The sequence below is a fragment of the Enhydrobacter aerosaccus genome (genome assembly GCF_900167455.1).
Taxonomy (GTDB): domain Bacteria; phylum Pseudomonadota; class Alphaproteobacteria; order Reyranellales; family Reyranellaceae; genus Reyranella; species Reyranella aerosaccus.
Genome location: NZ_FUWJ01000001.1, coordinates 1,566,598 through 1,583,829, shown reverse-complemented (window position 1 = coordinate 1,583,829; position 17,232 = coordinate 1,566,598). Strand labels below are relative to the sequence as shown.

Below are 17,232 nucleotides of genomic sequence, written 5' to 3'. Positions count from 1 at the left end.
GCGGTCTTATAGCCCTTCAGACGGTGGGCAGGCGACGTCGATAATAGGCATTGGGTCGCACCGCCGATGCCATGTACCCGCAAAAGCCGGCTCCCATCAGGGCTTCTCCCAGGAGGTCGACCAGCAGCGGCCAGTGGAGGAGCGGATCGTCTGCCACGACAACGCCCAGCCGATAGGAAACCCAGGCCATCAACCCTATGCTTGCGACAAGCGGGGTTTGACGCAGACGAAGCGCCGTCATGGTGACGAACAGCAAGGACCAGACGCCAATCAGCCCCACGGCGATCATGTATCGCAGGCCGATAGCGCGGAGAGCGGCGGTCCACAGCAGAGTGCCGATGGCGGCGACGACCAAAAGGGACACAGCAGCGGCCACAACCAGGAGCAGGCTTCCTCCTAGCCGCGCTTCCGGCAGGGTGGCTGCTTCCTGGTCGCTCAGACTGCGCCATTTCATGAAACAAGTCTAAGAGAGGTGTCGCTTCGTTGACAGAGGGGGGACCCCCGATATGATCCGCCGCGCATGGACTTTAAGCTCTCCGAGGATCAGGAAGCCTTTCGCGACACTGCCCGGCAGTTCGCAACAGCCCGGATGTTGCCCGAGGCCGCGCGCTGGGACGCCGAGAAGATCTTCCCGGTCGACGTGCTGCGCGAGGCGGCTGCGCTTGGCTTCGGCGGCATCTACGTCAAGGACGACGTCGGCGGCAGCGGGCTCACGCGCTTCGATGCCGCCCTGATCATGGAGGAGCTGGCGGCTGCCTGCCCGAGTACGGCGGCCTATATCTCCATCCACAACATGGCGGCCTGGATGATCGACGCCTTCGGCGACGACGATCAGCGCCGCCGCTTCCTTCCCAAGCTGTGCTCGATGGAGCATTTCGCCAGCTACTGTCTGACGGAGCCGGGCGCCGGCTCGGATGCGGCGGCTCTGGCCACGCGGGCTGAACTCCATGGCGACCATTATGTCGTGAACGGCAGCAAGGCCTTCATCTCAGGCGGTGGTCGTAGCGATGTCTATGTCGTCATGCTGCGAACCGGTGGCCCGGGGGCCGGCGGAGTATCGACGCTCGTGGTCGAGAATGGCACGCCGGGTCTTTCCTTCGGCAAGCAGGAACAGAAACTCGGCTGGAACAGCCAGCCGACGGCGGCGGTGATCTTCGAGAACTGTAAGGTGCCGGTAGCCAATCGACTGGGACCTGAGGGGCATGGCTTCAAGATCGCGATGATGGGCCTCGACGGCGGCCGCATCAACATCGGCGCCTGCTCGTTGGGCGGCGCGCGGGCCTGTCTCGAGACGGCATCGCGCTACGTCGTGGAGCGCAAGCAGTTCGGTAAACCTCTTGCGGATTTCCAGGCGACGCAATTCAAGCTCGCGGACATGGCGACTGAGCTCGATGCGGCACGGCTCATGATCTGGCGGGCGGCATCGCTTCTCGATGCCAAATCGCCCGAAGCGACTCAGGCAGCGGCCATGGGGAAGCGCTTCGCCACTGACGTCGGCTTCCGCGTCGTCAACGAGGCGCTGCAACTGCATGGCGGCTACGGCTACTTGAAGGACTTTCCGGTCGAGCGCTATCTGCGGGACCTGCGCGTGCATCAGATCCTCGAAGGCACCAACGAGATCATGCGCGTGATCATTTCACGGCGTTTGTTGATGGGGTAGCGAGTCGATGTCCGAGGCGGAGATTCTGTTCGAAGTGAAGGACGGTTTGGGCATCATGACGCTCAACCGGCCGAAGGCATTGAATTCGCTGTCGCACGGCATGATCCTGGAAATGGAAAGGGTCATGCCGGAATGGGAGAAGGACCCCGCGGTCAAGGCGGTAATCGTGCGTGGTGCCGGCGACCGCGCGTTCTGCGCTGGCGGAGACGTGGCCGGCCTCTATCGCGAGATGCGCGACAATCCATCGGGCACGACGCGCCGCGATTTCTTCCGCGACGAGTACATCGTCAATCGTCGCATCTACCGCTTCGCCAAGCCGTGGATCTCGTTCATCGATGGCATCGATATGGGGGGCGGGGTCGGCCTCTCGGTCCATGGATCGCATTCGGTCGCGACGGAGAAGTTCCTGTTCGCGATGCCCGAGACGACCATCGGTCTTTTCCCGGATGTCGGCGGCGGATATTTCCTGTCCCGCCTGCCCGGAGCGCTCGGCACCTTCCTGGCGCTGACCAGCCACAGACTGAAGGCGGCCGATGCGCTGTGGGCGAAAATCGTGCAGGTCTACGTCCCAAGCGCCAGGCTGAACGATCTGCAAGCGGCGTTGGCAGCAGCGGATCTCGCGGGCCCGGATGCCAACCGGAAGGTTGACAAAATTCTCGGCGGATTTGCCGAGGATCCAGGCCAACCGACCCTGCCAGCCATGATGCAGGATATCGACCGCTGCTTCTCGGCCGAGTCGCTGCCGGAGATCGTGGCGAAGCTGAAGAAGCACGGCGGCGAGTGGGCGGACAAGCAGCTTGCGGCCTTGATGAAGCTGTCGCCCATCTCGATGGCGATCACTCTGGAACAGCTGAAACGCTGCGCCAACCGATCGTTCGAGGATACGATGACGATCGAGTATCGCATGTCGCAGCGCTGCATGCAGAAGGGGCACGACTTCTTCGAAGGCGTCCGCGCGCTGCTGATCGAAAAGGATCAGAAGCCCAAGTGGAACCCGGCGACCATCGAGGGAGTAACGCGGGAACTGGTCGAGGAACATTTCAAGCCTGTGTCGAACGATCTGTTTTTCGGCTGAGGCGAAGAGGGAGGAAAGAATGGCCAAAGTCGCCTTTATCGGTCTCGGCAACATGGGTGGTCCGATGGCCGCCAATCTGTGCAAGGCCCAGCACCATGTGACGGCGTTCGACTTGTCCGAGGCGGCAGTGGCGACTGCGGTCGAGAAGGGGGCCCACAAGGCCGCGACCGCGGCCGAGGCGGTCAAGGATGCAGAGATAATCGTGACCATGTTGCCAGCGGGCAAGCATGTGCGTGACGTCTATGAGAAGGACGTTTTGCCCAATGCCAAGAAAGGGGCACTCCTGATCGATTGCTCGACGATCGATGTGGAGAGCGCGCGCCATGTCGCCGTCGAGGCCAAGAAGGCCGGCTTTGAAATGATCGACGCCCCAGTATCTGGCGGCGTGGGCGGCGCAACGGCCGGCACGCTCACCTTCATGGTCGGTGGCCCCGAAGCTAGCTTCGGCAAGGCCAAGCCGATCCTGGAGAAGATGGGCAAGAACATCGTCCATGCCGGCGAAAGCGGCAACGGACAGGCTGCCAAGATCTGCAACAACATGATCCTCGGCATTTCGATGATCGCCGTGAGCGAAGGATTCATGCTGGGCAAGCGTCTGGGCCTGGACGCCCAGAAGCTGTTCAATGTCGTGTCGACAGCGTCGGGTTCGTGCTGGTCACTGGTGAACTACTGTCCGGTGCCGGGCCCGGTTCCGACCTCGCCGGCGAATCGCGATTACCAGCCAGGCTTTACGGCGGCGATGATGCTGAAGGACTTGCTGCTCGCCCAGCAGGCCTCCGCCGCGTCGGGAGCGGCGACACCGCTCGGTGCCGAAGCGGCCCAGCTTTTCAGTCTGTTCGTCAACGGCGGCAATGCAGGCAAGGACTTCTCGGGGATCATCCGGATGCTGGACGGCAAGTAGGCCTTGCCATGATCACGCTGTACGATCTCGTCTTTCAGGACGACCGTCGGCCGAGTCCATTCTGCTGGCGCGCCAAGTACGCGCTCTCGCACAAGGGCCTGAAGTGGGTCGAAGAGCCCATGGGCTTCACGGAAAAGCAGAAAATCGCTTTTGCCGGCTCACAGACCGTTCCCGTGATCAAGGATGGCGCCAAGAGCGTCAAGGACAGCTGGGCCATCGCCCTTCACCTCGACCAGGCGCATCCGGACAAGCCTTTGTTCGAGAGCGAAGCGGCGCGGATCCTTGCTCGCTTCGTCGGCAACTGGGTGGATACCGCGGTCCATGTGGCTGTGTTTCCGCTCATCGTCGGCGATCTCTATGATCGGGTGCGGCCGGTGGATCAGGCTTACTTCCGCGAATCCCGTGGCCCCCGTCTGGGGACGACCGACTTCTCGGCCTTCCAGGCCAAGGCGCGGGAAAAGGGGCTTGCGGCCTTTCAAGCGACGCTCGAACCGGCCAGGCGGCTTCTGAAGGAGCAATTGTTCCTGGCCGGAGGGCGGCCCGGATATCCGGACTATGCCTTGGCTGGTGCCTTTTTATGGGCCCGCATTACCAGTCCGGTTGTCCTGCTGGAGACGGATGATCCGGTCCATGCCTGGCGCGAACGCATGCTCGATCTTTTTGACGGCATGGGACGCAGGGCAAAGGCGGCCTGACGGTGGCGGACGCGTCCGACCGACCTTTCGACCCGGCAGATCATCGCTTCGGGCCGACGCATTGGTTCGAGGATCTGCAACTCGGCCAGAAGTTCTATATCAATTCGCGCACACAGACCGAGGCCATGTTTGCCGCCTTCCAGTCGGCGAGCGGCGACAACCACCCGATCCATTATAACCGGGAATATTGCAAAGCCCGGGGACACCGCGATCTGCTGGCGCACGGACTCCAGGTCGCGATCCAGGGCGCGGCCGGGGGCGGCATCTTCCCGCATTTCATTGGCGACTCGCTGATCGGGTTTCTCGAGCAATCCTCGCGTTTCCTGAAGCCGGTCTATTGTGGCGATACGCTCTATCCGATGCTCGAGGTGAGCAAGCTGCAGGCGGGCCGCACGACGGGCGTGGTAACCATGAAGCTCACGATCCATAATCAAGCAGGGATGCTGGTGTGTGACGGCCAACACAAGTACCTTGTCAGAAAGAGGCCGCAGTAGGGGGACGACCATGATCGGGGTGATCGCGAAACTGACCATCAAGCCGGGAACCAACACGGATTTCGAGGCGACGATGAAGGCGCTGCAGGCCAAGGTGCAGGCGGACGAACCAGGCAACAAGCTCTACGCGCTGCATAAGACGGCGGATGCCAATGTCTACATCATGCTCGAGCGCTATACGGATCAAGCCGCGCTCGAGGCGCATCGTGCCGCTCCCCATTTCAAGGAACTCGGCCGCAAGCTTGGCGACTATCTCGCCGGACGACCTGACGTGCAGGTGATGCAAGAGGTCTGACCGCAGGGACGTCCTCCATGGACGGATTCGTTCATCGTCATACGCCGCCCGGCACTGCTCCCGGGGTTCTTTCCGGCCGGGCGCCCGTTGTCGACGAGGCGCTGGATTTTACGCTCGTCGAATACACGGCGGAGGAATGCAAGATCCTCGTCGGCGTGGAGATGGACGAATGTCGATTCCATCTCGGCAAAGCCGGACGCATCTGGATCGACGTTGCCGGCCGAGCCAATTCCGAGATGCTGCAGACTCTCGGCACGGCCTTCAATCTCCACCCCCTCGCGCTGGAAGATGTGTTCCACGCGCACCAGCGCAGCAAGCTGGATATCTATGGCGGGCAGGGCTTCGTGGTCCTGAACGATCCGGCCTACGAGGAAGGGGAAATCAGGTCGCGCCAGGTGAGTGTGTTCTTCGGCCAGAACTACGTCATCTCCTTCCATGACCACAAGCTCGACATTTTCAAGCCGGTACGCGATCGCCTCCAGGCAACCGGCTCGCGCCTGCGGACCTTCGGGACCGACTATCTCGTCTATGCCCTGATCGACCTCGTCGTGGATAGAAAGTTCCCGCTGATTGAGAGTCTCGCCGCTCATCTGGAGGATCTCGAAGACGAAGCGCTGGGGCATCCGACGCCGACGACGCTTACCAGCATCCATCGGGCGCGGCGTGCTCTCGGCATCTTCCATCGCATCGAGTGGGCCGAGCGCGAGACGATCCTTGCCGTGATGCGTCCCGAGACACCCTTCATCAGTGCCGATACCCGGACGTATCTGCGGGATTGCTTCGACCATTCGATCGCGGTGCTCGACCTGCTCGACAGCTATCGCGACATGACCAACGGGCTGGCCGAAGTCTATCTGATGCAGGCATCGAACCGCATGTCCGAGGTCATGAAGACGATGGCGCTCATCACGGTCTTCTTCATGCCGCTGTCCTTCCTGGCCGGCATTTACGGCATGAATTTCGATCGTTCGGTAGGGAACATGCCGGAACTCGGCTGGCCGTACGGTTATGCGATGTTCTGGGGCGTGGCTATCACCATCGTGACTGGCTTGTTCGTCTGGCTGAAACGTAAGCGCTGGCTGTGATCATGACTGGAACCTATCGGCTGTTCGGCTCGGAGCTTTCTCCTTACTCGGTGAAGGTACGCTCGTACTTTTGCTACAAGGGCATCACCCACGAATGGATTCCGCGCTCGGCCCTCAACCAGGCCGAGTTTCAGAAGTTCGCCAAGCTGCCGCTGATTCCCCTCGTAATCACGCCGCAGGGAGAAGGCGTTCAGGATTCGACTCCCATCATCGAGAAGTTCGAGGCGGCAGTGGGCGGCCCGTCGATCGTGCCGGAGGATCCAGCGCTCGCGTTCCTGTCGGCGTTGCTGGAGGAATACGGCGACGAGTGGGGGAACAAATGGATGTTCCACTACCGCTGGGCCTATCCGGCCGATTGCTGGGCCACTGCCGAGCGGATCGCCCAACAGATGATGGGGCACCAAGGCCCACTCGCGGTCGCCCAGGCCCGCGCCGCCATCGCGGAGCGGATGAGCGGTCGGCTTGGCTTCGTTGGCTCGAACGCGACGACGCAGCCCTTGATCGAGACTTCCTTCAAGCGCGCCCTCGCGATCCTGGATCGTCATTTGGCGTCTCGGCGTTACCTGCTGGGCGGTCGCCCGGCCCTCGCCGACTTTGGCCTCTGGGGTCAGTTCTACGAAGCGGCAACCGATCCGACACCGGGCGCGCTGATGCGCGCTACGGCACCCCATGTCATGGCCTGGGTGCAGCGCATGGTGTCGCCCAAGGAAGAGGGATCGTTCGAAAGCTGGCAAAGCCTCGAAGCAGGGTTGATGCCTCTGCTGCATGACGAGATCGGTGCTCTCTTCTTGCCTTGGTCGGCCGCCAATGCGGAGGCAATCGCGAAAGGGAGCAAGAGCTTCGAGATGACACTTGCCGGCGCAGCCTGGGCGCAGGAGCCGCAGAAATACCATGCTCGCTCGCTGGCGGAGATCCGCCGCAAGTATGCGCAAGCCAGAATGGCAGAGCTCGATCGTGTTCTCGATGTCGCGGATTGCCGACGCTGGCTCGCGGCGTGATCGCGGTCGGCGCTGCTGCGACGTCGCCGCGTCAAAGTCCTGAAATGATCAAGGTCACACCCGAAAGACCCAGCAGGATCAGCACGATGTGCCGGAACTGCCGTGCATTGATCCGGCTGTAGAGCGACACGCCCGTCCGTGCCCCGAGAAGTGTCGAGGGGAATGCGAGAAGCAGCCAGACGAGGAACGTGCGATCGATGTAGCCGGCAATGAGGGCGGAGCTGAAAGACATCGTCAGGATCGCCATGTTGAACGGCTGGTTCACGCCGCGCTGCTGATGCATGTCCCAGCCGCGCAGTTGCGCCCAGATGGTCGGGGCGGGCCCGCTGATGCTGGCCATGCCACCCATGATTCCCCCGGTCAGGCCGATGGCGGCATCGGCAATGCGACCGCCGCCCGTGACGATGGGCGGGCGGCGAACGAAAGCCATCCAGCAGCAATAGAGGACCAGCAACAGGCCGACTCCGAGCTTGAGGGGCTGGGCGTTGATATGGGTCAGCAACGTCGTGCCGATAGGCACGCCCGCCAGTCCGGCCACCAGAAACGGCCACAGCCTGGGCCAGCGCACGCCATGCCAGATGGCGGGCAGCGACGTGATATGGCTGGTCACGGCACAAAATGCCGCCAGCGGCGCGGCAAGCATCGGCGGCATGGCATGCAGCCAAAAACCCAGCGACACCAACGCATAGCCCGCGCCGCTGAGCCCATTGACGAAGCCTGCGACCACCGCACCGGACACCACCAAGGCGATGTCCGCCAGGGGCGGCAGATCCACCGATCAGCCTACCGCGGAGAAGGCCTGGATGCCGGTGATGGCCCGACCGAGGATGAGGGCGTGCACGTCGTGCGTGCCCTCGTAAGTGTTCACCGCCTCGAGATTCATGGCGTGGCGGATCACGTGGTACTCATCGGAGACGCCATTGCCGCCATGCATGTCGCGGGCAACGCGCGCAATGTCGAGTGCCTTGCCGCAGTTGTTGCGCTTGATCAGGGAGATCATCTCTGGCTGGGCGTGGCCCTGGTCCTTGAGACGACCGACGCGCAGACAGGCCTGCAGGCCCAGCGCGATCTCGGTCTCCATGTCAGCGAGCTTCTTCTGGATCAGCTGGTTGGCGGCGAGCGGGCGGCCGAACTGCTTGCGATCGAGAGTGTAGGTGCGCGCCTGCTTGAAGCAGAACTCCGCGGCGCCCATCGCGCCCCAGGCGATGCCGTAGCGAGCGTTGTTGAGGCAGCCGAACGGCCCACCCAGGCCGGCAACGTTGGGCAGCAGGTTTTCCGCTGGGACGAAAACCTCATCCAGCATGATGGCGCCGGTGATCGAGGCGCGCAGGCTGAACTTACCCTCGATCTTCGGTGTCTCGATACCCTTCCAGGGGCGTTCGAGGATGAAGCCCCGGATCGCACCGCCATCCAGCTTGGCCCAGACCACCAGCACGTCGGCGATCGGCGAGTTGGTGATCCACATCTTGGAGCCGGAGAGCTTGTATCCACCCGGCACGGAGACCGCGCGGGTCTTCATGCCACCGGGATCGGAGCCATGGTCCGGCTCGGTGAGGCCGAAGCAGCCGACCCACTCGCCCGATGCGAGCTTGGGCAGGTACTTCATGCGCTGCTCATCGGTGCCGTAGGCATAGATCGGATGCATCACCAGCGATGACTGCACGCTCATTGCCGAGCGGTACCCCGAGTCCACGCGCTCGACTTCGCGCGCGATCAGGCCGTAGGTCGTGTAATTGGTGCCAGCGCAGCCGTATTTTTCCGGGAGCGTGGACCCCAGCAGGCCCAGCGCTCCCATCTCGTTCATGATCTCGCGGTGGAATTTCTCGTGCCGGTTGGCCTCGATGACGCGCGGCATCAGCTTTTCCTGGCAGTAGTCGCGCGCGGCGTCGCGAATCGCGATCTCCTCCTCGGTCAGCTGGTCGTCGAGGAAGAATGGATCTTCCCAATCGAACGGTTTGGCATCGGCGCTGACGCCTTTCGCGGCGCTTTTCACGGGGGTGGCGGCGGACATGGTGGCTCCTGATTTTCCGGCGCGGTCTTATCAGGCCCGGTTAGCGCCGCCAACCTTTGCAATCGGCAGGCCGGGCAGTACAAATCCGCAATGATCGTTCGCGACCTGCAACCGGCCGATCTGCCGGCGGTCGTCGGGCTGCTGGACCAGCTCGGCTATGCCCTTGAAGGGGCGGAAGTCGAGGCGCGCCTGCAGCAGGTCCGCCAGGCCCCGGGGCACAGGGTCAGGGTCGCGGAGCGGGAAGGCAAGGTGGTCGGCCTCCTTCATGTGTTCGAGCGCCCGGCCCTGGAGAAGCCGCGGGAGGCGATCGTCCAATCGCTTGTGGTCGATGCCACGGTGAGGGGCAGCGGCATCGGGGCCGCCCTCATGCGCGATGCCGAAGGCTGGGCCCGTGACCGTAGCCTGGTTTCAGTCGCCCTCTATACCCAGATCGGCCGGGAGGCCGCCCATGCGTTCTATGAGACGATTGGCTATGCGAAGGCGAACACGTCCCACCTGATGCGGCGATATCTGACCGAGCGGCACTGAAACGCCGACCAATCATAATAAGGAGAAGCCCCCAATGCTGATTGCCGACGCGCAGGTCCATATCTGGGCGACGCATACGCCAGAGCGGCCGTGGCCGGCGCGCGCCGAGCCGCATCGTGCGCCACTGGGTAAAGAGGAACTGCTGGCCGAGATGGATAGGGCCGGGGTCGATCGGGTGGTGATCGTTCCTCCCTCATGGGAAGGGGACCGCAACGATCTGGCGATCGACGCTGCGACAGCTCATCCGACGCGCTTTGCAGTCATGGGACGCTTCGATCCCGAGGCGCCTCGGGCGCGCGAGCAGATCGACGGCTGGAAGAAGCAGCCCGGAATGCTCGGCATGCGCTTTACCTTTCATACGGACGTTCTGCGCCAACCGCTGCTGGAGGGGCGCTTCGACTGGGTTTGGGGCGAGATGGAAAAGGCCGGTATTCCGGCAATGGTTCTGTTTCATCACGAGTACATGCATCTCGCCGACCAGATCGCCGAGCGCTACGAGGGGCTTCGGCTGGTGCTGGATCATCTCGGCTTGAAGAGCGGGAAGGGGATCACCCAATCCCAGAACTTCGCCACGCTCGATAATGTGTTGGCTCTAGCCCGGCGTCCGAATGTGGCAGCCAAGGTTTCAGCCATGCCCTGCTATGCGGATGACAAGACCTACCCGTTCCGCTCGGTTCATCCGCATATCCGTCAGGTATTCGAGGCCTTCGGTCCCCAACGCACATTCTGGGGGACGGATTGGTCTCGTCTGCCCTGCACCTATCGCCAGGGCGTAACGATGTTCACAGAAGAGATGCCGTGGCTCAGGGGCCAGGACCTCGAATGGGTCATGGGCCGTGGCCTTTGCGAATGGATCGGCTGGGCCTAAAGCTTGCGCATGACCATCTGCGAACCGCCACCCCAGATCGGGAGATAGGTCATCTTGTAGCCGGCGCCGCCGGTCACGATCGGATGGATGGCATCAGGCGCACGGGCCACACCCTGGCCTTCCTCGAACACATAGCGCTGGATGCGGCCGACGTCCCAGCCGTCGTGGCGAGCGATCTTCTCGGCCATCTCGAGAGGCAGGAGGAAGACCTGTTCGCCGCGCTCGTTCTTTCGGCTCATGCCGGACATGATGATGGCGGCCCGCATGCCGGCGACAATGGGTGAAAGGATGGCTTCCGGCGTGGCGCCTTCGCCATCGCCCGGGAGCACCTCCGCCGTTCCCGAAATGCCCATGACGGTAATGGCGCTGGCATCCGATCCAAGGCCGTGACGTGCGGTCAGGGTCGGGAGCGGGCCGTCGCTGCGCTCGGCAAAGCAGAAGGTATATTTGCCCGGCTGGCCCATGGTCGCCATGTCGCCGATGTCGGAGCGCGCGCCGCCGATATTCCGGATGCAGAGCTGCAGAGCGCGGCCGATGCAGGCGTTCGCCCGGTTGCCTGGGCCCAGGCAGTTGGTTCCGGAATTTACGCCCAACTGGCGCGCCAGCGGGCCGTGGACACAAAGCGCCACGCAAGCTGTGCCGGTCGTCGTGGCGATTCCCAGCAAGTTGAAATCCGGCTCGAGCGTGGCCTGGGCGGCGGCCAGCACGACAGGCAATTCAGCCGGCCGGCAGCCGGCAATGACACATTGATAGGCGACCGTCTCGGGGGTGATGTCGCCGAACATGGGCGGCATGCTGCCGTGAGACTCCGAGCGCTGGGCGATGCCCGCAACCATCGCTTCCAGGCGCTTCTGCGTCGGCGGCACCAACGGCAGGCCATCGGACAGTTCGGCCTCCGCCAGAATCTGCTGTGCGGCCTCCCAGGCCGTCGTCTCAGAGACGACCGGCCATCCGCACCACTCGCTCATCAGGCGATGCGCACGCAGGCAACGGTAGTGCCGCCGAAAGACGGGATGAAGGCCGAGTGTTTGCCCGGCCCACCGGCGACCGTCACATGGATATCCTGCGGCGTGGGCACGATGGTGAACCAGTCGCCCTCGGGCTTGTGGCCGGTACTGATATAGGTGTCCTGGTTCTCCTGCGAGATACGCGACGCATGCACCCGAGATCGCTTGTAGAGCTCCTCCTGGATGCTCTCGATCGTATAGCCATCGCGTGCCAGGGTCGCGGCATGCTCGGGGCCGATGATCACGAAGCAGGGGCCTTTGCCATAGATCGTGTTGGCGCCGGGCGTCGCCATCGAATTTGCAAAGGTCGTGAGCAGGCCATCACCAGTCGTGCTGCCGTGGTCGTTGAGGTTATGCGGAGCCTCTCCGGACATGACCGTGACGACATTGTCGGTCGGCGCAAAACCGCGACGCACGTGGTACGGCGTCCAGGGATTCTCCTCTTCGTTCTCGCCGAAGCAGAAGGTGAACTTGGCCGGATTGCCCTGGGTCGAGCGGTCCATCTCACCTGGCTTGGCACCGGCGACGTTGAGCAGCATCAATCCCAATGCCCGTCCAATCGTGGCGTTGGCCTGCCAGCCCTGGCCGAAGCAGTTCGAGCCGCAATTGATGTTCAGTTCCTTGCGGATCGGTCCGCTCACCATGACCATCGGCGCGCAGGGGTGCGTGGTCGCCAGCGTGCCGTGCAGATTGTATTCCGGGTCGAGCACGCCGCGCAGGGCGGCGGTGACGACCGGGAAGTACTCGGGCTTGCAGCCTGCCATGACCGCGTTGGCGGCCAAGGCCTGGATCGTTGGGACGACCTGCCGCGGCGGCACCGGAGGGTATGGGCGGTTGTCGCCCCGCACCATCTCGACGAACTTCGCCACCTTGTCCTCGGTCGGCACGTAGAGGGGGAGCCCGTCGCTCCATCCCTGCTGCGTCGCCAGATCGTTGAACGCCTCGACATCCATATCGTCGATGTCGATCACTTCCTGGTCGGCGATGTCCTTCATGTTCCCGTCGCCTCGGTCAGACCCTTGGTCGCGGCTTCGATGCGCTCGCGCAGTTCTTCGGCATTGAGGCCGCCGATCGGATGCTTCACCACGATCAGTCGCGGCTCGACCTTGCGCGCCTTGGCCTGGGCCAGGACGAGCGGCTTGAACGTTTCAGTGGCGATCACGTAGGCCGTGACGCCGCGCTTCTCGAGTTCGATGCTGTCGTGGAAACTCCACGATGAACAGCTTCCTCAATCCGCTATGGCGAGCAACGCGCCCCGGTAATTCGCCGCCACCTTCTCGAGAAGGTCCTTGGGCGCCGGCTGGCTGGCGCTGTTCTTGGCCAGAAAGTCGATGTTCGTAACGGCGCGGACGGCGCCCAGCTTGGTGCGGATGCCGTCCAGCAGTTCCCGGGCATTCGGCTTGGAATTGGAAACCAGCGCGATGGCGTCGGTCATCCAGTTGACCGGCTTCAGGGCGATCTTCTCGCCGCCAGCTGCAGAAAGGCCGAAGGTCGGGTTGTAGATGCGCATTGGAGGATCCTCCTTAGTTCTTCTTCAAGGCCGCGACGACCGCTTGGGCGGCACGCTGGCCATCGGCAATTGCGTCCGCAAGGTATCGACGTGACCCCGAGCGTACATCGCCTATGGCGAAAACCGCTGGAGCCGAGGTTCGACCTTCGGCATCGACAACGATATGCCCCGTGGCGTCGCGTGCAAGCGAATCCGGCAGGAATTCCGCAGCGGGAGACTGGCCGACATAAACGAAGACAGCGTTGGCCGGTATGGTCTTGCGCGCGCCCTTGCTGTCGACCGTCACGGCTTGCAGGCCATCACGACCTTCGAGCCCGGCGATACGCCCGGTGATGCGGGTGATGTTTCCTGAACTTTCCGGTCCGTTCTCGTCGACGACCGTGACCTGACCGGCCAGGCCTACCAGCTCCTTGGCCTCGATCTTGGCCCAGCCGTCGCCGCCCGCCACCACGACGGGCAGTCCGGCATAGAGCGGACCATCGCAATGGGCGCAATGGGACAGGCCACGACCTTCGTAATCGGCCTCGTTGGGCAGGCCGAGCTTTCCTTTGTTCAGCCCCGTGGCGACGATGATCGCTCGACCTGTATGCTTTTCTCCCTCTGCGGTCTCGACCGTCCAACAGCCGTCGCTCGCGAGTGCGTTCACTTCACCGAAGCCGATTTCGACACCGGCTACCGTTGCGTCGTCGGTCAGCCGCGCCGCCATGTCGGGGCCGTTCCAGATCTCGTCGAAATCGTGCAACTCGCCCAGATTCATCAGCTGGCCGCCGGGTGCCAGCTTGTCCAGACAAAGCGCTTTGAGGCCGGCGCGGGCAGCCTCGGTGGCGGCGGTGAGGCCGGCTGGCCCGGCGCCGATGACGATCAGATCGTAGGAGGGGGTGCTCATTACCGAACTATAGCACTCAACGTCCTTTGAACACGGGTTTACGCTTCTCGATGAAGGCACGCATCGCCTCCTTCGAATCTTCCGTCGCCTGGAGGCTTACGGTCATGTTCTGCTCGAACCGGTAGCCATCGCGCAGGGTCATTTCCTCGATCGTGTTGAGGGCATGCTTGGCGGTGATGCTGGCGATCGGGCTCTTGGCGGCGATCTGGCGCGCCAGGTCCATTGCCGTATCCAGGAGTTTGTCGTCGGGCACGCAGGCTTCGACGACGCCGAGCCGATAGAGCTCGGCCCCGGAAACACGGTAGCCGGTCAGCATCATGCGGCGCGCACGGGAATGACCGAAGAGCCGCATGGCGTGGCGACCACCGCCCATGAGACCGACGTCGATTTCCGGCAAGCCGACGGATGCGCTCTCGCCGGCCACAAGTATGTCGCAGGAGGCCGCAACGGCCAGCCCGGCGCCGAGGGCCGGACCGTTGATGGCCGCGATTACTGGCTTGCGGCATTCCAGGATCGCGTGGAAGCATTCCCGGGCGTAGCGCATACCCTGCCATGCGTCGCCGGGCCCGCGCTGTTGACCGGCCCGAGCCCTGATGTCGACGCCGGCACAGAAGCATTTCCCGCGCCCGGTAAGGACGGCGACCCGGACCTCGTCAATATCCGAAAGGCGGTCGAAGACATGGATCATTTCGTCCTGGAATGCCGCGTTCTGGGCATTCACCGGCGGGTTATCCATGGTCACGAGGGCAACATGGTCCGCGATTTGCACACGGATCATCTTGAGATTGTCCATTTTCTCCTCCCTGTGGGCGCTCTCCGCGTTACACTGGCGTCCAACTGATAATCGCGTCGTAGAACGCAGGGAGGGGGTAGGCAAGCGGATGGCGTATTTTTCCCAGCAGCTCATCAACGCCATCACACTCGGGGCCATCTATGGGCTGATCGCCATCGGCTATACGATGGTCTACGGCATCATCGGCATGATCAACTTCGCCCATGGCGAGGTGTTCATGATCGGGGCCTTCATCTCCCTGATCGGGTTCATCATCTGCAGCCTGTTGGGGATTGGCTCCGCGCCGGTCGCGATCGTCCTCGTGCTTCTGGTGGCGATGGCCTTCACCGCCGTCTATGGCTGGACCATCGAACGCCTGGCCTACCGGCCGTTGCGAGGCTCGTTCCGGCTGGCGCCGCTGATCTCCGCCATCGGCGTGTCCATTACGCTGCAGAACTATGTACAGCTCACGCAAGGAGCGCGGCCCAAGCCCGGCGGCCAGATCGTGTCGGGCGGCTACAATCTCTTCAGCGCCGACGGGTTCGATGTGCGTGTGACCTGGCTGCAGCTCATCATTGTCATCGTGACGGTGGTGTTGATGGCAGGGTTCACCTGGGTGATCGCCCGGACGTCGCTCGGCCGGCAGCAACGCGCCTGCGAGCAGGATATCAAGATGGCGGCGCTGCTGGGCGTGAACGTCGACCGCACCATTTCGCTTACCTTCGTCATGGGCGCGGCTCTCGCGGCCGTCGCCGGCATGCTGTTCCTGATGTATTATGGTGTAATCGATTTCTTCATCGGTTTCCTCGCGGGCATCAAGGCCTTCACCGCGGCCGTGCTGGGCGGCATCGGCTCGCTGCCGGGGGCCATGCTGGGCGGCCTTCTCATCGGCTTGATCGAGGTGTTCTGGGCCGGTTACTTCTCGAGCGAATACAAGGATGTTGCCGTCTTCGCCATTCTCGTCCTTGTCCTGATCTTCCGACCGACCGGATTGCTCGGCAAACCGGAGATCGAGAAGGTCTGATCATGGGTCCGCGTCTGCCCGCCCTCCTGAAAGACGCGGCTCTTACCGCGTTCGTCGCTGCCGCACTCGGCTTCTTCATCGTCGGCTTCCGCACGGTCGATATTGGTTCGACAAAGGGCCTCAGCTTTGATTACCAGTTCGCGGACCTTGCCGTTGCCGTGGTGGCGATCTTCGTCGGGCGGCTCGGCCTGTCTCTGGCCGCCGAAGGACAGCGCTGGCCCGCGCTCATTCTGGGCGCGGTGTTGGGCATTGTCGGCGCAGGTCCGGCAAAGTTGCCTTCCGCCTTCCTACACTGGTTTGTCGGGCTGGCCGGGCTTCTGATCATCGCTCGTACGCTGTGGCCCTCCGCCAACCGCGCTTTCCTGCAGGCCCGGCAGTCGTCGCGCGGCCAAAGCGCGACCCGTGCTGGAGCCAGATGGTTTGGATGGATCCTGCTCGCGGTCGCAGTCGTGATGCCGCTCATGCCCTTCGCCGACCAGAAGACGATGGATCTCGGCGTGCTGATCCTGACGTACGTAATGCTGGGATGGGGCCTCAACATCGTTGTCGGGCTCGCAGGGCTGCTCGATCTTGGCTACGTCGCCTTCTACGCCGTCGGCGCATACTCTTATGCGCTTTTGAGCACGCAATATGGCTTGGGGTTCTGGGCTGTGCTGCCGATCGCCGGTGCGTTGGCGGCGACCTTCGGCATGGTCCTGGGTTTCCCGGTCTTGCGGTTGCGTGGCGACTATCTTGCAATCGTGACCCTCGGGTTTGGCGAGATCATCCGGTTGGTGCTGATCAACTGGGTCGATCTTACCAATGGTCCGGCGGGGATCGGCAGTATTCCTGGGCCGACCCTGCTCGGGGCGGTCTTTGCCGAGAATGCCCCACCGGGCAAGATTACGTTCTCGCAGATGACCGGCATTCCATTCGATGGCACACAGCGGCTGGTCTTTCTTTACTACATCATCCTGGGCCTCGCGCTGGTCACCAACCTGTTTGCCCTGCGGATGCGACGCCTGCCTGTCGGTCGTGCCTGGGAGGCGCTGCGCGAGGATGAGATTGCCTGCCGCGCGCTCGGCATCAATCCCACCAACACCAAGCTGACCGCTTTCGCCATTGGCGCCATGTTTGCGGGGTTCGCAGGCTCTTTCTTTGCCGCCAAGCAGCGCTTCATCAGTCCAGAAAGCTTCGTCTTCATCGAGTCGGCGATCATCCTGGCGATCGTCGTGCTGGGCGGCATGGGGAGCCAGATCGGGGTGGTGCTTGCTGCCGTTCTTCTGATTGGCCTACCCGAATGGTTTCGCGATCTCGGGAGCTACCGAATGCTCGCGTTCGGTCTCGCCATGGTCTTGATCATGGTATTCCGGCCGCGCGGTCTGATCGCTCATCGCGAGCCGTCCGTGCGGCTGCGCGCGGCGCCGCCCGGAGGCCGTTGATG

At 63.1% G+C, this 17,232-nt stretch carries 20 protein-coding genes; 12 read left to right on the top strand and 8 right to left on the bottom strand.

Annotated features, from left to right (window positions below):
• Positions 1–16: 16 nt before the first annotated feature.
• Positions 17–454, bottom strand: a complete 438-nt coding sequence (locus B5D62_RS07545) for a hypothetical protein (RefSeq protein WP_085933143.1) — start codon at positions 452–454, stop codon at positions 17–19.
• A gap of 66 nt (positions 455–520) precedes the next feature.
• Here B5D62_RS07545 and B5D62_RS07540 point away from each other — a divergent pair, with 66 nt between their 5' ends.
• From B5D62_RS07540 to B5D62_RS07505, 8 genes are read left to right on the top strand one after another with little or no spacing between them, the layout of a single operon-like run.
• Complete coding sequence (locus B5D62_RS07540; protein WP_085933142.1) at positions 521–1,660, top strand: isobutyryl-CoA dehydrogenase; 1,140 nt, start codon at positions 521–523, stop codon at positions 1,658–1,660.
• Between the two features lie 7 nt (positions 1,661–1,667).
• On the top strand, positions 1,668–2,735 hold the full coding sequence (locus B5D62_RS07535; RefSeq protein WP_085933141.1) for an enoyl-CoA hydratase/isomerase family protein: 1,068 nt from the start codon (positions 1,668–1,670) through the stop codon (positions 2,733–2,735).
• 19 nt (positions 2,736–2,754) lie between these two features.
• Positions 2,755–3,636, top strand: coding sequence for a 3-hydroxyisobutyrate dehydrogenase (mmsB, locus tag B5D62_RS07530; protein WP_085933140.1), 882 nt, complete (start codon positions 2,755–2,757; stop codon positions 3,634–3,636).
• An 8-nt stretch (positions 3,637–3,644) separates the two neighbouring features.
• Positions 3,645–4,331: a glutathione S-transferase N-terminal domain-containing protein gene (locus tag B5D62_RS07525; protein ID WP_085933139.1), complete on the top strand. Its 687-nt coding sequence runs from the start codon at positions 3,645–3,647 to the stop codon at positions 4,329–4,331.
• Between the two features lie 2 nt (positions 4,332–4,333).
• Positions 4,334–4,825, top strand: a complete 492-nt coding sequence (locus B5D62_RS07520; protein WP_139373750.1) for a MaoC family dehydratase — start codon at positions 4,334–4,336, stop codon at positions 4,823–4,825.
• Positions 4,826–4,835: 10 nt separating this feature from the next.
• Positions 4,836–5,120, top strand: a complete 285-nt coding sequence (locus B5D62_RS07515; protein ID WP_085933137.1) for a putative quinol monooxygenase — start codon at positions 4,836–4,838, stop codon at positions 5,118–5,120.
• Positions 5,121–5,137: 17 nt separating this feature from the next.
• Positions 5,138–6,205, top strand: a complete 1,068-nt coding sequence (corA, locus tag B5D62_RS07510; protein ID WP_085933136.1) for a magnesium/cobalt transporter CorA — start codon at positions 5,138–5,140, stop codon at positions 6,203–6,205.
• A 2-nt stretch (positions 6,206–6,207) separates the two neighbouring features.
• Entirely contained in the window at positions 6,208–7,203 is a 996-nt protein-coding gene (locus B5D62_RS07505; protein ID WP_085933135.1) for a glutathione S-transferase family protein, read from the top strand.
• Between the two features lie 31 nt (positions 7,204–7,234).
• Here B5D62_RS07505 and B5D62_RS07500 read toward each other — a convergent pair whose 3' ends face one another.
• Positions 7,235–7,978 carry a sulfite exporter TauE/SafE family protein gene (locus tag B5D62_RS07500; protein WP_085933134.1) on the bottom strand — a complete coding sequence of 248 codons (744 nt, stop codon included), beginning with the start codon at positions 7,976–7,978 and terminating at the stop codon, positions 7,235–7,237.
• Positions 7,979–7,981: 3 nt separating this feature from the next.
• Entirely contained in the window at positions 7,982–9,214 is a 1,233-nt protein-coding gene (locus tag B5D62_RS07495; protein WP_085933133.1) for an acyl-CoA dehydrogenase, read from the bottom strand.
• Between the two features lie 90 nt (positions 9,215–9,304).
• Between B5D62_RS07495 and B5D62_RS07490 the strand changes: the two genes are divergently transcribed.
• Positions 9,305–9,742: a GNAT family N-acetyltransferase gene (locus tag B5D62_RS07490; protein WP_085933132.1), complete on the top strand. Its 438-nt coding sequence runs from the start codon at positions 9,305–9,307 to the stop codon at positions 9,740–9,742.
• 34 nt (positions 9,743–9,776) lie between these two features.
• The gene (locus B5D62_RS07485; RefSeq protein WP_085933131.1) at positions 9,777–10,610 is read left to right on the top strand and encodes an amidohydrolase family protein; all 834 of its coding nucleotides are present in this window, start codon (positions 9,777–9,779) and stop codon (positions 10,608–10,610) included.
• On the opposite strand, the gene B5D62_RS07480 is transcribed toward B5D62_RS07485, so the two are convergent.
• From B5D62_RS07480 to B5D62_RS07455, 5 genes are read right to left on the bottom strand one after another with little or no spacing between them, the layout of a single operon-like run.
• Complete coding sequence (locus B5D62_RS07480) at positions 10,607–11,578, bottom strand: hypothetical protein (RefSeq protein WP_085933130.1); 972 nt, start codon at positions 11,576–11,578, stop codon at positions 10,607–10,609. The two genes, B5D62_RS07485 and B5D62_RS07480, sit on opposite strands and share 4 nt — an antisense overlap.
• Entirely contained in the window at positions 11,578–12,612 is a 1,035-nt protein-coding gene (locus tag B5D62_RS07475) for a hypothetical protein (protein WP_085933129.1), read from the bottom strand. The genes B5D62_RS07480 and B5D62_RS07475 overlap by 1 nt, the downstream gene beginning before the upstream one ends.
• Entirely contained in the window at positions 12,609–13,127 is a 519-nt protein-coding gene (locus tag B5D62_RS34335; protein ID WP_419188771.1) for a UGSC family (seleno)protein, read from the bottom strand. Before B5D62_RS34335 ends, B5D62_RS07475 begins: the two co-directional genes overlap by 4 nt.
• A gap of 13 nt (positions 13,128–13,140) precedes the next feature.
• Complete coding sequence (locus B5D62_RS07460; RefSeq protein WP_085933126.1) at positions 13,141–14,013, bottom strand: NAD(P)/FAD-dependent oxidoreductase; 873 nt, start codon at positions 14,011–14,013, stop codon at positions 13,141–13,143.
• Between the two features lie 16 nt (positions 14,014–14,029).
• Entirely contained in the window at positions 14,030–14,929 is a 900-nt protein-coding gene (locus tag B5D62_RS07455) for an enoyl-CoA hydratase/isomerase family protein (protein WP_231714775.1), read from the bottom strand.
• On the opposite strand from B5D62_RS07455, the gene B5D62_RS07450 reads away from it, so the two are divergent.
• Both B5D62_RS07450 and livM read left to right on the top strand, forming a co-directional pair.
• Positions 14,895–15,809 (top strand): ABC transporter permease subunit, encoded by a 915-nt coding sequence (locus B5D62_RS07450; RefSeq protein ID WP_085933124.1) that lies wholly within the window; start codon positions 14,895–14,897, stop codon positions 15,807–15,809. The genes B5D62_RS07455 and B5D62_RS07450 overlap by 35 nt on opposite strands.
• A 2-nt stretch (positions 15,810–15,811) precedes the next feature.
• The gene (livM, locus tag B5D62_RS07445; RefSeq protein ID WP_085933123.1) at positions 15,812–17,230 is read left to right on the top strand and encodes a high-affinity branched-chain amino acid ABC transporter permease LivM; all 1,419 of its coding nucleotides are present in this window, start codon (positions 15,812–15,814) and stop codon (positions 17,228–17,230) included.
• Positions 17,231–17,232: the final 2 nt, after the last annotated feature.